The sequence below is a fragment of the Microtetraspora sp. AC03309 genome, assembly GCF_020826795.1.
In the GTDB taxonomy this organism is placed as follows: Bacteria; Actinomycetota; Actinomycetes; order Streptosporangiales; family Streptosporangiaceae; genus Microtetraspora; species Microtetraspora glauca.
This window is the reverse complement of record NZ_JADDIL010000031.1, coordinates 1-13309: the sequence shown is the minus strand read 5'-3', so window position 1 is coordinate 13309 and position 13309 is coordinate 1. Positions and strand designations below refer to the sequence as shown.

At 67.5% G+C, this 13309-nt stretch carries 10 protein-coding genes and 2 tRNA genes; 8 read left to right on the top strand and 4 right to left on the bottom strand.

Features of this window, described 5'->3' with window-relative positions:
• Nucleotides 1–21: 21 nt before the first annotated feature.
• Both IMZ11_RS19600 and IMZ11_RS19595 read right to left on the bottom strand, forming a co-directional pair.
• Complete coding sequence (locus IMZ11_RS19600; RefSeq protein ID WP_228643503.1) at nt 22–1755, bottom strand: SpoIIE family protein phosphatase; 1734 nt, start codon at nt 1753–1755, stop codon at nt 22–24.
• 94 nt (nt 1756–1849) lie between these two features.
• Nucleotides 1850–2737 (bottom strand): LLM class flavin-dependent oxidoreductase, encoded by an 888-nt coding sequence (locus IMZ11_RS19595; RefSeq protein WP_228643501.1) that lies wholly within the window; start codon nt 2735–2737, stop codon nt 1850–1852.
• 165 nt (nt 2738–2902) lie between these two features.
• On the opposite strand from IMZ11_RS19595, the gene IMZ11_RS19590 reads away from it, so the two are divergent.
• Nucleotides 2903–3592 (top strand): SDR family NAD(P)-dependent oxidoreductase, encoded by a 690-nt coding sequence (locus tag IMZ11_RS19590; RefSeq protein WP_228643499.1) that lies wholly within the window; start codon nt 2903–2905, stop codon nt 3590–3592.
• Nucleotides 3593–3702: 110 nt separating this feature from the next.
• On the opposite strand, the gene IMZ11_RS19585 is transcribed toward IMZ11_RS19590, so the two are convergent.
• Nucleotides 3703–3776 (bottom strand) — tRNA-Pro (locus tag IMZ11_RS19585).
• An 89-nt stretch (nt 3777–3865) separates the two neighbouring features.
• Between IMZ11_RS19585 and IMZ11_RS19580 the strand changes: the two genes are divergently transcribed.
• Nucleotides 3866–3936, top strand: a tRNA-Gly gene (locus IMZ11_RS19580).
• Nucleotides 3937–4165: 229 nt separating this feature from the next.
• Here IMZ11_RS19580 and IMZ11_RS19575 read toward each other — a convergent pair.
• Complete coding sequence (locus IMZ11_RS19575) at nt 4166–4642, bottom strand: ATP-binding protein (protein WP_228643497.1); 477 nt, start codon at nt 4640–4642, stop codon at nt 4166–4168.
• A gap of 264 nt (nt 4643–4906) precedes the next feature.
• Between IMZ11_RS19575 and IMZ11_RS19570 the strand changes: the two genes are divergently transcribed.
• The 6 genes from IMZ11_RS19570 to IMZ11_RS19545 all read left to right on the top strand — a co-directional run bounded on the left by IMZ11_RS19570 (nt 4907) and on the right by IMZ11_RS19545 (nt 12986).
• The gene (locus IMZ11_RS19570) at nt 4907–5773 is read left to right on the top strand and encodes a helix-turn-helix transcriptional regulator (RefSeq protein ID WP_228643495.1); all 867 of its coding nucleotides are present in this window, start codon (nt 4907–4909) and stop codon (nt 5771–5773) included.
• Nucleotides 5774–5971: 198 nt separating this feature from the next.
• Nucleotides 5972–7342 carry a trigger factor gene (gene tig / locus IMZ11_RS19565; RefSeq protein WP_228643493.1) on the top strand — a complete coding sequence of 457 codons (1371 nt, stop codon included), beginning with the start codon at nt 5972–5974 and terminating at the stop codon, nt 7340–7342.
• Nucleotides 7343–7542: 200 nt separating this feature from the next.
• Nucleotides 7543–8187 carry a ClpP family protease gene (locus IMZ11_RS19560; RefSeq protein WP_228643491.1) on the top strand — a complete coding sequence of 215 codons (645 nt, stop codon included), beginning with the start codon at nt 7543–7545 and terminating at the stop codon, nt 8185–8187.
• Complete coding sequence (locus tag IMZ11_RS19555) at nt 8184–8846, top strand: ATP-dependent Clp protease proteolytic subunit (RefSeq protein WP_061260451.1); 663 nt, start codon at nt 8184–8186, stop codon at nt 8844–8846. The genes IMZ11_RS19560 and IMZ11_RS19555 overlap by 4 nt, the downstream gene beginning before the upstream one ends.
• 194 nt (nt 8847–9040) lie before the next feature.
• Nucleotides 9041–10324, top strand: coding sequence for an ATP-dependent Clp protease ATP-binding subunit ClpX (gene clpX, locus IMZ11_RS19550; RefSeq protein ID WP_061260449.1), 1284 nt, complete (start codon nt 9041–9043; stop codon nt 10322–10324).
• A gap of 73 nt (nt 10325–10397) precedes the next feature.
• On the top strand, nt 10398–12986 hold the full coding sequence (locus tag IMZ11_RS19545; RefSeq protein WP_228643489.1) for a valine--tRNA ligase: 2589 nt from the start codon (nt 10398–10400) through the stop codon (nt 12984–12986).
• Nucleotides 12987–13309: the final 323 nt, after the last annotated feature.

The following is a 13309-nucleotide window of genomic DNA, read 5'->3' as shown; positions in this document are numbered from 1 at the left end:
AGGGCGGGTCAAGAAAGCGGCTCAGGGGAGGTGCTGCTCGACCCAGACGATCTTGCCCTGCGGCGTCGGGCGGGTTCCCCACCGGTAGGCGAACCGCTTGATCAGCAGCAGGCCGCGCCCGGTGTCGTCGTCCGGTGAGGGGGAGCGCGGCGCGGGGGCCGTGGAAGAGCCGTCCGAGACCTCGCACACCAGCGTCCGGCCGCGCAGCAGACGCAGCTCGATCGGGGGCCAGCCGTGCTTGAGCGCGTTGGTCACCATCTCGCTGACGATCAGTTCGGTGGTGTCCGCGAGGCTCGCGAGCCCCCACGCCGCCAGCGTGCTCCGTACGAACCTGCGGGCGGTGCGGACGAACCGGGGATCGTCGGACAGCGGGAAGGACGCCATCTCGTCGGGGTCGAGATCGCGTACCCGGGCCAGCAGCAGGGCGATGTCGTCACGCTCGTGCCCGGGACGCTGGCTGTTGATCGTCACGTCGCACATGTCCTCGAGGTCCTGGAGCGGCCCCGCGAGCAGGTGGCGCAACGCCATGATCCCCGCGTCGATGTCCCTGCGCCTGCTCTCCACCAGTCCGTCGGTGTAGAGAGCGAGGACACTGCCGGCCGGGAGCGTCAGCTCACGCGTCTCCAGCGGCTCGCTGCCGATGCCGAGCGGCAGGCCCGGGGACATCTCGATGATCTCGGTGGAACGGTCCGGATGGATCAGGACGGGAGGCACGTGCCCAGCCCTGGCGATCGAGCAGTTCCGCGTGATCGGGTCGTACACCGCGTACACACAGGTGGCGATCTGCGTCGGGTCGAGGTCCTGGCTCATCAGGTTGAGCCGGAAGAGGACCTCGTCGGGAGGGAGGTCGAGGCTGGCCAGCGTGCGCGCGGCCGTGCGGAGCTGGCCCATGGTCGCGGCGGCCCTGGTGCCGTGCCCCATGACGTCGCCCACGACCAGGGCGGAACGGCATCCGGGCAGCTGGATCACGTCGTACCAGTCGCCGCCCACCCCCATGAGGTCGCTGGCGGGGAGATATCTGGAGGCGATCTCCATGCCGAGCGGCTGGGGCAGGTCGGCGGGCAGGAGGCTGCTCTGCAGCGTCAGCGCGGTGCGGCGCTCGCGCGTGTACAGGCGGGCGTTGTCGATGCAGACGGCCGTACGCGCGGCGAGTTCCTCGGCCACGGCGACGTCCTGCTCCTCGAACGCGGGGCCGCCCGGCCGCCGGGTGAAGACCGCGCATCCCAGCACCCGGCCGCGCGCGCTCAGCGGGACGGCGAGGAAGGAGGCACCGATGAGGAGCTTCGCGATGAGCGTCTCGCGGCCGAAGCCGAGCCCGATCAGCCGCGCCGTGTCGGGATCCAGCTGGGGGTACATGAGCGGCTTGCCGGTCGCCATGCACTGGGCCTGGGGAAGCGTCGGGTGATAGACCGTCACCTCGTCGAGCGGGATCGCCCGTACCCACTCGTGCGGATCGTCGTCGGCCACGCCGAGGGCCACCCGCCGTACCAGCGCCGTGTCGTCAAGCGGCCGGGACGGGAACTCGCCGTCGACGACCAGCCGGTCCTGGATCAGGATCTCCGCGGTGTCGGCGAAGCGCGGAACGGTGACGTCCATGAGTTCGCGGCTCGTCTCCTCGAGATCCAGCGTGGTGCCGATCCGGCGGCTGGCCTCGTTCAGGAAGGTCAGCCGCTCGTTCGCCGAGACCGCACTGCTCCGGCGCCACGCGGACTGGTTCTCCTGGGAGGGGTCCTTGATTAGGCAGTTGCGGTTCAATCCGTTCTCCGGGGAGGCAGAAGATGTCCCCGAATCGTAAAGAGAAGATCCGCCGCATTTCAGCCGTTTGCCAGATGACGGTGAAGCCGCGTGATCACTCGCCGCGTTCGAGCGCGACCCGCTCCCGTACGGCGGGCACCACCTCGGCGAACCTTCTGAGCTGGGTCTCCTGATCACCCTCACCCCAGAAGACGAAGGTGTCCATGCCGTAGGCGACGGCGAGGTCGGTCAGTTCGTCCGCCCACTGGTCGGCCGGACCGCGAAGGAACCCCTCCGAGGCGCCGTCCGTGATCGTGCCGTTGACGTTGTAGAGCCTGCGGATCTCCTGAGGCCGGCGTCCCGCCGCGACGGCCGCCTCGTCGATGCGGGCGTTGAGCTCCGGCAGCCGTTCCGGCGAAGCCCAGCTCGACGAGGGCAGCCAGCCGTCCGCCGACCTCCCGGTGAGCGCGAGGGCACGGGGTCCGCCGACGCCCAGCCAGATCTCCATCGGATGAGCGGGGGCGGGCCCGCCCTTCGCGCCCTTGAGCCGGTAGTGGACGCCGTCGACCCGCAGGTTGGAGCCCGCGCTCCACACCGCCCTGATGACGGAGACGGCCTCCTCCAGGGCGCCGATGGCGTCCTTCGGGGCGCGCCGGGGCCCGCCGTACGCCTCGATGGCGTCCCAGAACGCCCCGGCGCCGAGACCGAGCTCGACCCGCCCGCCGCTCAGGAGGTCGAGGCTGGCCGCGGCCTTGGCGAGGACGGCGGGCTGCCGCAGCGGAAGGCTGGCCACGTCGGGGAACACCCTGATCCGCTCGGTCCCGGCGGCGATGACGCTGAGCAGCGTCCAAGTGTCCACATACCGCTTCTGGTACGGATGGTCCTGCACGCCGAGCAGGTCGAGCCCGAGCCTGTCGGCGGTCTTCGCTGTCTCGATCAGGGGGTCGTCGACGTTCGGAACGAGGAAGTAGCCGAACTCGACTTCCCTGCCATAGTCACCCATGCCCGCCAGAACCGGGCCGGCGTCACCGTTGTTCCCGGCTTGTTCCCGGCTGACCAGCGATCCAAGTGCCCCTAGTCCCGGCTGGCCGATGATCCAAGTGCCCCTTTGGCCGTTTCCAAGCGGCTGCTCCCAGAGTGTGCGCCTTCGACACAAGGAGGATGGACTGTGAAGATCGCACTGGTAACCGGGGCGGGACGCGGTATCGGCAGGGAGATCGCCCGGCAGTTGGCCGAGCAGGGGATGACCGTGTTCGCCGGGGTACGCGACGATAGCCACGCCCCCGAAGGCACTCGTCCCGTTTTGCTCGACGTCACCGACGCGGCGGCGGCCGCGAACGCGGCCAAGACGATCGGTGAGGAGTTCGGGCGGCTGGATGTGCTGGTCAACAACGCCGCGGTGTGCGGCGACTTCGGCGTGTCCCCGGCGGACGCGACGGGCGAGCACATGCGGATCACTTACGAGGTGAGCGTGTTCGGCGTCGTCACGGTCACCCATGCGATGATCCCGCTGCTTCGGGCGTCCGGCGAGGGCAGGATCGTCAACATGACGACCCGCCTTGCCTCGGTCGCCCTCACCTCAGCGAGGGAGGGCCTCAACGCCGAGTGGCGGATGCTGGCCTACAACTCGGCGAAAAGCGCGCTCAACGCGTTGACGGTCCTCTACGCGAACGAGCTGAGCGAGTCCGGCATCCTGGTCAACGCCGTCGACCCCGGCCACTGCGCCACCGACCTGACCGGCCACACCGGCACCCGTATGGCGGCCGAAGGCGCGGCGATGGCGGTGCGGATGGCGACCATCACCGGAGACGGCCCGACCGGCACATTCAGTTCGGAGGAGGGTCAGCTGCCCTGGTAACCGAGGCTTCCTCGGTGGCGTCGATCGCTGCTCGCGAACATTAGGAGGGGAAGGGCAGAGGGAGCTCGAAGGCCCGATTTCGGAGATCGACCTTCTGGCTGGTCAGAGAGTCGGGGCGACAGGATTTGAACCTGCGACTTCTTGCTCCCAAAGCAAGCGCGCTACCAAGCTGCGCCACGCCCCGCGGCGTCGGTTGCGCGAGCGCTCCGGAACTCCGGTACGCTTACGCCCTGACGACCGGATGAAGTCTAGACCAGATGGAGACCGGCGCGCGCGGACGTAGCTCAATGGTAGAGCCCCAGTCTTCCAAACTGGCTACGCGGGTTCGATTCCCGTCGTCCGCTCTCATGATGAAGGCCCAGGTCATCCCGCTCGTGGGAGCCTGGGCCTCTCTTTATGTCCTGGCCTGTCCGCTCTGATGAGATTCCATGGGATTTCACCATCCGGCCCCGAGCCCGTCCGGGATGTGACCGGACTCAGGAGGGGCGAAGGCATGTGGACGACGATCGCCGGTTCGCGGCCTTCGTCGCTGACCGCGCCGTCGCGCCGCACGTCCCGCGCGGCGGTTCCGGATCAGTGGGCTGTGCGGAAGAGGGCCCAGACGGCCTTGCCGCCGTTGTCCAGCGCGTCCCAGCCCCACGCCTGGCTGTACGTCTCCACGATGTAGAGGCCCCGGCCGTGCTCGGAGATGAAGTCGGGTTCCTTGGGGGTGGGAACCTCGTCGCTGGGATCGGCCACCGCCAGGAGGATGTCCGCCGAAAGGCGGATCAGCGTCAAGGTGATCGGCCGCTCGTCGGATCCCTTGCCCGGATACAGGGCGTAGCGCACGGCGTTGGTCACCAGCTCGGACACGACGAGAGCGGCGTCGTCGCACAGTTCCGAGAGGCCCCACTCGTCGAGAGTCGAGCGGGTGACGTCTCTGGCGGTCTTCACCGAGTCGGCCTGCGGGCCGAGGGGGCAGATGGCGGTGTCGGCCTCGCGTGCGGACCGCAGCAGCTCTCCGACGCTCCGGCGGGGTAACTGGGCGGAGGGCATGGGCTTCTCCAACATCCTGCCCGTACCTCCCGCTTGCCGCTTTTGACGTCAGTGCACCATTAGCCCAATATGCACTACGCCATGATGGGACACCTGACCGGCCCCTGCAAGACCCAAATGCACGTGCAACTGCCTCGTGCAGCAGCACACGACGCTTTCCGGGGCGACACACGGGTCAGACCTTGTCATCGTGGCTGGAAGTGGTGACACTGTGTGGGCTGAGGTGTCGTCCAGATCTTCCCTCGGCGCATGTCACGCTTCGAGTGAGAGGGAGGCGCCGTGACACAGACCCAGCCGGGCTCCGGGCCTACGGCGCTTCGAATCCTCCTCGGTTCCCAGCTTCGCAAGCTTCGGGAGAACAAGGGCATCACGCGTGATGAGGCGGGCGACCTCATCCGCGGCTCCGAATCCAAGATCAGCCGGATGGAGCTCGGCCGGGTCGGGTTCAAGGAGCGCGACGTCGCCGACCTGCTCAGCTTCTACGGCGTGGAGGAGCCCGAGGCGCGGGCCGCGGTCATGGACCTGCTGGAGCGGGCCAACGAGCCCGGCTGGTGGCACCGCTTCAACGACGTGCTGCCGACCTGGTTCCAGGCGTACGTCGGGCTGGAGGAGGCGGCGACGCGGATCCGCACCTATGAGGTGCAGTTCGTGCCCGGCCTGCTCCAGACCAAGGAATACGCGCGAGCCGTGATCACCGCGGGCGCGGTCGGAGCCGCTCCTGAGGAGATCGCCCGTCGGGTGGATCTCCGGCTGGGGCGTCAGCGCGTCCTGGACGGCGACAGCGGTCCGATGTTCTGGGCGGTGATCGACGAGGCGGCCCTGCGCCGCCCGATCGGCGGCATCGAGGTCATGCGGGGCCAACTCCAGCACCTGATCGACCTGATGAACCAGACCAACATCACGATCCAGATAATGCCGTTCAGCTTCGGGGGACACGCCGCGGAGGGCGGCGCGTTCAGCATCCTGCGGTTCTATGACGCGGACCTGCCCGACATCGTCTATGTCGAGCAGCTCGCCAGCGCGCTTTACCTGGACAAACGGGATGAAGTCGATCGATACGGCGAGGTCATGGAGCGGCTCTGCGCCGTCAGTACCACTCCCGACGAGACCACCGGCATGCTGCGACAGATCATGCTCGACCTGTGATCAGTCGCTCCTAGGTGCGTCTCTGCTCTAGACTGCACCTTGGCGCTGGACACCCGCCACAGTGGAGCCTGCCCAGAGGGTCGTGCCAAGGCGGCGGTGCTTCGTGCCGCTCACGTGGGCGCGGCGCGCGTAACGTGCCGCGGTAGCCGTGCTTGGCGCGCCCGCGATCACCAAATGCTTGATCAAGGAGACCACCCCGTGAAGACCGCTGTCGAGGAGCTCAGCCCGACCCGGGTGAAGCTCACCGTCGAGGTGCCGTTCGAGGAGCTCGAGCCGAGCCTGCAAGCCGCCTACAAGAAGGTCGCCCAGCAGGTGCGTGTCCCCGGCTTCCGCCCCGGCAAGGTGCCCGCCCGGATCATCGAGCAGCGCTTCGGCCGCGCGGTGGTTCTCGAGGAGACGCTGAACGACGCCCTGCCCAAGCTGTACGGCCAGGCCGTGGACGAGACCGACGTGTTCCCGGTCAGCCAGCCGGAGATCGAGGTCACGAAGATCGAGGACGGCTCGCAGGTCGAGTTCACCGCCGAGGTGGACATCCGTCCGGCCTTCGACGTCCCGGCGTACGACGGGACCGAAGTCGTCGTCGACGTCGCCGAGGTGTCCGACGAGGACATCCAGACCCAGCTCGACGCCCTGCGCCAGCGTTTCGCCACGCTGACCGGCGTGGAGCGTGCCGCCGCGCGCGGCGACTACGTCGTCATGGACCTGCGTGCCGAGATCGACGGCAAGAACCTCGACGAGCAGCAGGCGTCGGACGTGTCGTACGAGGTCGGCGCCGGTTCGGTGCTCCAGGGCCTCGACGACGCCCTTGAGGGGCTGTCCGCGGGCGAGGAGAAGACCTTCCGCACCACCCTGGTCGGCGGCGAGAACGCCGGCGACGAGGCCGACGTGATCATCAACGTGAAGTCGGTCAAGGAGAAGGTGCTGCCCGAGCTGGACGACGAGTTCGCCCAGCTGGCCAGCGAGTTTGACACGCTGGACGAGCTGAAGGACAGCATCCGCGAGCAGGCCCGCCGCAACAAGCTGATCGAGCAGGTCATGCAGAGCCGTGAGAAGGCTCTCGACGCCCTGCTGGACCAGATCGACATCCCGCTGCCGGAGAGCGCGCTCAAGGCCGAGATCGACTCGCGCAAGCACAACCTCGAGCACCAGATCGCCGAGAGTGGCCTGAGCCGCGAGGCGTACTTCCGTCTCTACCAGACGACCGAGGACGAGCGCTTCGCCGAGTTCGAGGCCAACTCCGCCAAGGCGCTGAAGGCGGGCTTCGTCCTCGACAAGATCGTCAAGGCCGAGGACATCGGTGTCAGCGAGCAGGAGCTCACCAACTTCGTGGTGCGCCGCGCCATGCAGCTCGGTGTCGCCCCGAACACCCTGGCCCAGCACCTCGCCGACAACGACCAGCTCACGCTGGCCATGATGGAGATCGTCCGCGAGAAGGCCAAGACGGTCGTCGGCGACGCCGCCAAGGTGACCGACGAGGCCGGCAACGAGGTGGACATCAAGGCCATCTACGCCGAGCTCAACCCCGAGCAGGAGGGTGGCCCGGAGGAGGACGAGGAGTCCGCCGAGTAGGCACCTGCCAGCAAGGCTCGACCCGACCCCCGTCACGCTCCGGCGCGGCGGGGGTCTGGCGTCCCCGCAGTACGGCTCCGGCGGCCCTCCCGCCCATGCGCCGTCAGCGAACAGCAGCGCGAGGGGGCATGAGCTGACGGCGCCGCGCGTTAAGGTCACAAGCAAAGCCAATCGACTTCGACGCATCGGAAGGTGACGCTGTGACCAGCCCGCCGACCTTCTTTCAGCCCACGAGCTTCGGCCCTGAGTCGCGCGGCCGTGAGAACGGTTCGTTCCGCCTCGAGGACCAGCTCTACCAGCGGCTGCTCCGTGAGCGCATCGTGGTGCTCGGCACCCAGGTCAACGACGAGGTCGCCAACCGGCTGTGCGCCGAGCTGCTGCTCCTTGCCGCGGACGACTCGGACCGGGACATCTGGCTGTACATCAACTCCCCTGGCGGCTCGGTGACGGCCGGCATGGCGATTTACGACATGATGGAATACGTGCCGAACAACGTGTGCACGGTCGCGATGGGTCTGGCCGCTTCCATGGGCCAGTTCCTGCTCTGCGCCGGGGAGCCGGGCAAGCGGTACGCGCTGCCCAACGCCCGCATCATGATGCACCAGCCGTCCGGCGGCATCGGCGGCACCGCGGCCGACATCGCGATTCAGGCCGAGCAGATGCTCTACGTGAAGAAGACCCTGGCCGAGCGGATCGCGTTCCACACCGGCCAGCCGCTCGACCAGATCGAGCGCGACTCCGACCGTGACCGCTGGTTCACGGCCGAGGAGGCCAAGGACTACGGCTTCATCGACCACGTCGTGCGTAGCGCACGGCAGGTGCCCTCTGAGGGCGCCGTCTCATGAGTGGAGCTACCGAAGTGAATGAGCTGATCCGGCCGGGAGATATCAACGGCCGTTACATCATCCCTTCGTTCGTCGAGCGTACGACGTACGGCGTGAAGGAGATGAACCCGTACAACAAGCTGTTCGAGGACCGCATCATCTTCCTCGGCGTGCAGATCGACGACGCTTCGGCGAACGACGTCATGGCGCAGTTGCTCACCCTGGAGTCGCTCGATCCCGACAGGGACATCAGCATCTACATCAACTCGCCGGGCGGGTCGTTCACCGCGATGACGGCGATCTACGACACGATGCAGTTCGTCCGTCCGGAGATCCAGACGGTGTGCCTCGGGCAGGCCGCGTCCGCCGCGGCGGTGCTGCTCGCCGGTGGCACGCCCGGCAAGCGATTCGCGCTGCCGAACGCCCGTGTCCTGATCCACCAGCCGTCCACCGAGGGCGGCGGCCAGGGCAGTGACATCGAGATCCAGGCCCGCGAGATCCTGCGCATGCGTGAGCTGCTCGAGGACATTCTCGCGAGGCACTCGGGCAAGGCGCCGGACGATGTCCGCAGGGACATCGAGCGCGACAAGATTCTCAGCGCCGAAGAGGCGAAGGCGTACGGGCTGGTCGACGACATCATCCCGACGCGGAAGAAGCGCGCCGCGGCGATCGCTTCCTGAGGAAGTCGAACGCACCGGAACGGTGCCCATTTGGGCACGTTCCGGTGCGACTCACCGCCAGGGGGCTCACTGAGGGTCCAGGAGACGGTAACGTCGATACCTGAGCGGGATGACGTTTTCGCACCGAGTCAGAGCGGGTGGCGGACGGAACTGACCGCGTCAGCAGGGCGGTCCCACGCAAAGGAGTATCTGGGGTGGCACGCATCGGCGACGGGGGAGACCTGCTGAAGTGTTCGTTCTGCGGCAAGAGCCAGAAGCAGGTCAAGAAGCTCATCGCCGGACCCGGCGTCTACATCTGCGATGAGTGCATCGATCTCTGCAACGAGATCATCGAGGAGGAACTCTCCGAGTCCTCCGAGCTGAAGTGGGACAACCTTCCCAAGCCGCGCGAGATCTACGAGTTCCTCGACGCCTACGTCATCGGTCAGGACAAGGCGAAGAAGGCGCTCTCTGTGGCGGTCTACAACCACTACAAGCGCGTCCAGTCCGGTGAGCGCGGCCGGGACGACGGCATCGAGCTGTCCAAGTCCAACATCCTGCTTCTCGGCCCGACCGGGTCCGGCAAGACGCTGCTGGCGCAGACGCTGGCCAAGATGCTCAACGTGCCGTTCGCCATCGCCGACGCCACCGCCCTGACCGAGGCCGGCTACGTCGGAGAGGATGTCGAGAACATCCTTCTCAAGTTGATCCAGGCGGCGGACTACGACGTCAAGAAGGCCGAGACCGGCATCATCTACATCGATGAGGTCGACAAGATCGCCCGCAAGAGCGAGAACCCGTCGATCACGCGGGACGTCTCCGGTGAGGGAGTCCAGCAGGCTCTGCTGAAGATTCTCGAGGGGACCACCGCGAGCGTGCCTCCCCAGGGCGGCCGCAAGCATCCGCACCAGGAGTTCATCCAGATCGACACCACCAACGTGCTGTTCATCTGCGGTGGCGCCTTCGCCGGGCTCGAAAAGATCATCGAATCGAGGGTCGGCAAGAAGGGGATCGGCTTCAACGCCATCATCCGCTCCAAGGAGGAGATCGACTCCTCGGACGTCTTCTCCGACGTCATGCCGGAGGACCTGCTGAAGTTCGGCATGATCCCCGAGTTCGTCGGTCGGCTCCCCGTGATCACCTCGGTGCACAACCTCGACCGGGACGCGCTGATCCAGATCCTCACCGAGCCGCGGAACGCACTGGTCAAGCAGTACCGCCGCCTCTTCGAGCTGGACAACGTCGAGCTGGAGTTCTCCGACGACGCGCTCGAGGCGATCGCCGACCAGGCGATCCTGCGGGGCACCGGTGCCCGGGGCCTGCGGGCCATCCTCGAGGAGGTCCTCCTCTCGGTGATGTACGAGGTGCCGTCCCGCCAGGACGTCGCCCGTGTCGTCATCACACGCGAGGCCGTCCTGGAGCACGTCAATCCGACGCTCGTGCCGCGGGACCAGCTCCAGGCGAAGCAGCAGCGCACCCCTCGGGAGAAGTCGGCCTGATCCGGGCTCCGGAGGCTGAACGGCCCTCGGACTGCACGTAGTGGCGTGGGCACGGATACGGACGGCCATAGAATTGGTCACCGTGACAACGCCTGAACTGCCAACCCAGTACGCACCCGCCGACGTCGAGACCCGCAGCTACGAACGCTGGGTATCGGAAGGCTTCTTCACCGCGGACCCGGGCAGCGGGCGTGAGCCGTACAGCATCGTGCTTCCGCCGCCGAACGTGACCGGCTCGCTGCACGTGGGGCACGCCCTCGACCACTCGATCCAGGACGCGCTGACCCGGCGGGCCCGGATGCGCGGCCTGGAGACCTTGTGGGTTCCCGGAATGGACCACGCCGGCATCGCCACGCAGAACGTCGTGGAGCGCGAGATCGCCAAGGAGGGCCTGTCCCGCCACGACCTGGGTCGCGAGGCGTTCGTCGACCGGGTGTGGCGGTGGAAGGAAGAGTCCGGCGGGCGCATCCTCGGCCAGATGACGAAGCTCGGCGACGGCGTGGACTGGTCACGCGAGCGCTTCACCATGGATGAGGGCCTCTCCCGGGCCGTCCAGACCATCTTCAAGAAGCTCTTCGACGACGGGCTCATCTACCGCGCCGAACGCATCATCAACTGGTGCCCGCGGTGCCTCACCGCTCTCTCCGACATTGAGGTCGAGCACAGCGACGACGAGGGAGAGCTCGTCTCGATCCGGTACGGCTCGGACGAAACGGAGATCGTGGTCGCCACGACCCGGGCCGAGACGATGCTGGGCGACACCGCGGTGGCGGTCAACCCGTCGGACGAACGTTACGCCCACCTCGTCGGGCGGCTGGTGGAGCTTCCGCTCACGGGACGCCAGATCCCGATCGTGGCGGACGAGCACGTTGACCCGTTCTTCGGGACGGGCGCGGTCAAGGTGACTCCGGCCCATGACCCCAACGACTTCGAGATCGGCCGCCGCCACTCGCTGCCCTCGATCTCGATCATGGACGAGCGCGGTGTGATCACCACCCACGGTCCCTTCCAGGGACTGGACCGGTTCGAGGCCCGGCCGGCGGTGGTCGCCGCGCTGCGCCAGCAGGGCAGGATCGTCGCGGAGAAGCGGCCCTACCTGCATTCCGTCGGCCACTGCTCACGCTGCAAGACCGTGGTGGAACCCCGGCTGTCGCTGCAGTGGTTCGTCAACGTCTCGCCGCTGGCAAAGGCCGCCGGAGACGCCGTGCGGGACGGCCGGACCCGGATCCACCCGCCGGAGCTGGCCAAGCGCTACTTCGACTGGGTCGACGACATGCACGACTGGTGCATCTCACGCCAGCTGTGGTGGGGGCACCGCATCCCCGTCTGGTACGGCCCCGAGGGTGAGGTCGTGTGTGTGGGGCCGGACGACGAGCCTCCCGCCGGTTACGTCCAAGACCCTGACGTGCTCGACACCTGGTTCTCCTCCGGCCTCTGGCCGTTCTCCACGCTGGGATGGCCGGAGGCCACACCGGAGCTGAAGCGGTTCTATCCGACGTCCGTCCTGGTCACCGGATACGACATCCTCTTCTTCTGGGTCGCCAGGATGATGATGTTCGGTCTGTACGCGATGGACGGGCAGCCGCCGTTCCGTACAGTGGCGCTGCACGGCATGGTGCGTGACCAGTTCGGCAAGAAGATGTCCAAGTCGTTCGGAAACGTGGTGGATCCGCTCGACTGGATCTCCCGATACGGCGCCGACGCCACCAGGTTCACCCTGCTGCGCGGTGCCAACCCGGGATCCGATGTCGCCATCAGCGAGGACTGGGCGGGCGGGTCGCGCAACTTCTGCAACAAGATCTGGAACGCGACCAGATTCGCGCTCATGAACGGCGCGGTCGTGGACGGCCTGCCGTCCGACCTCACCGCCGCGGACCGCTGGGTGCTGTCCCGGCTGCAAGCCGTGATCGCGTCCGTGGACGCCGCCTTCGAGGATTTCGAGTTCGCAAAGATCTCCGATGTCCTGTACCACTTCGCGTGGGACGAGGTGTGCGACTGGTACGTCGAGCTCGCGAAGATCCAGATATCCCAGGGCGGGGAGGTCGCGGAGAACACCAAGCGTGTTCTCGGCCACGTCTTCGACGCTCTGCTTCGGCTGCTGCATCCGCTGGTTCCGTTCGTGACCGAGGAACTGTGGCGTGCGCTGGCCGGAGGCGAGTCGCTGGTCGTCGCCGACTGGCCGGTCGCGGTGCCCGACCTGGCTGATCCGGGGGCCGAGCAAGAAATCGCCGCGCTCCAGGAGCTGGTCACCGAAGTGCGGAGATTCCGTTCGGACCAGGGGCTCAAGCCCGGTCAGAGAGTGGCCGCCCGACTGGCCCTTGCCGGTACGGCGCTCGCCCCGCATGAAGGGGCCATCCGGGCGCTGCTGCGCCTGGACGCGCCGGGCGAGACCTTCACCGCTACCGCGCGCATCGCCGTGGGGCCCGTCGACGTGGAGATCGACACCGCCGGGGCCATCGATGTCGTCGCCGAGCGCAAGCGCCTGGAGAAGGACCTCGCCGCAGCGCGCAAGGAGCACGCCCAGGTGACCGGGAAGCTCGGCAATGAGCAGTTCATGGCCAAGGCGCCGGAGGACGTGGTGGCGAAGGTGCGCAGCCGGGCCGCCCAGGCCGAGGAGGACATCGCGCGCCTCCAGGCCCAGCTGGCCGCCCTCCCCAGCTAGGCTCCGCGACAGCTAGGTTCGGCAGCGGGCCGGCCCGCGCAGGTTTGAGTGACGCTGGAGTGGGAAAGACTCCACAGTTGCCTCAGATGTGCGCGGCCGGTCCCGCGGGCTGGTAAAGTTCTCTCTCGCAGGGCTCACCGGCGCGTCTCACTCCCCTCGGGGAAATGAGTGCTACGGTTCCTGTATCTCCTCTCTCTGATCGGAATTCCGATTGTCCTGGCGTAATTCGACAGGATTGCGGAAGGCCAGTACGTTGGAGGGGTTGCCCCGGAGACGGGGCGGCTGCGATTCCTCTCGGGTTGCAGGGTTCGGGTCAAGTGTTC

Excerpts from the sequence above, each read along its gene's own strand:
- IMZ11_RS19595 (WP_228643501.1), bottom strand. The coding sequence starts at position 2,737 with ATGGGTGACTATGGCAGGGAAGTCGAGTTCGGCTACTTCCTCGTTCCG.
- IMZ11_RS19575 (WP_228643497.1), bottom strand. The coding sequence starts at position 4,642 with ATGTTGGAGAAGCCCATGCCCTCCGCCCAGTTACCCCGCCGGAGCGTC.
- IMZ11_RS19555 (WP_061260451.1), top strand. The coding sequence starts at position 8,184 with ATGAGTGGAGCTACCGAAGTGAATGAGCTGATCCGGCCGGGAGATATC.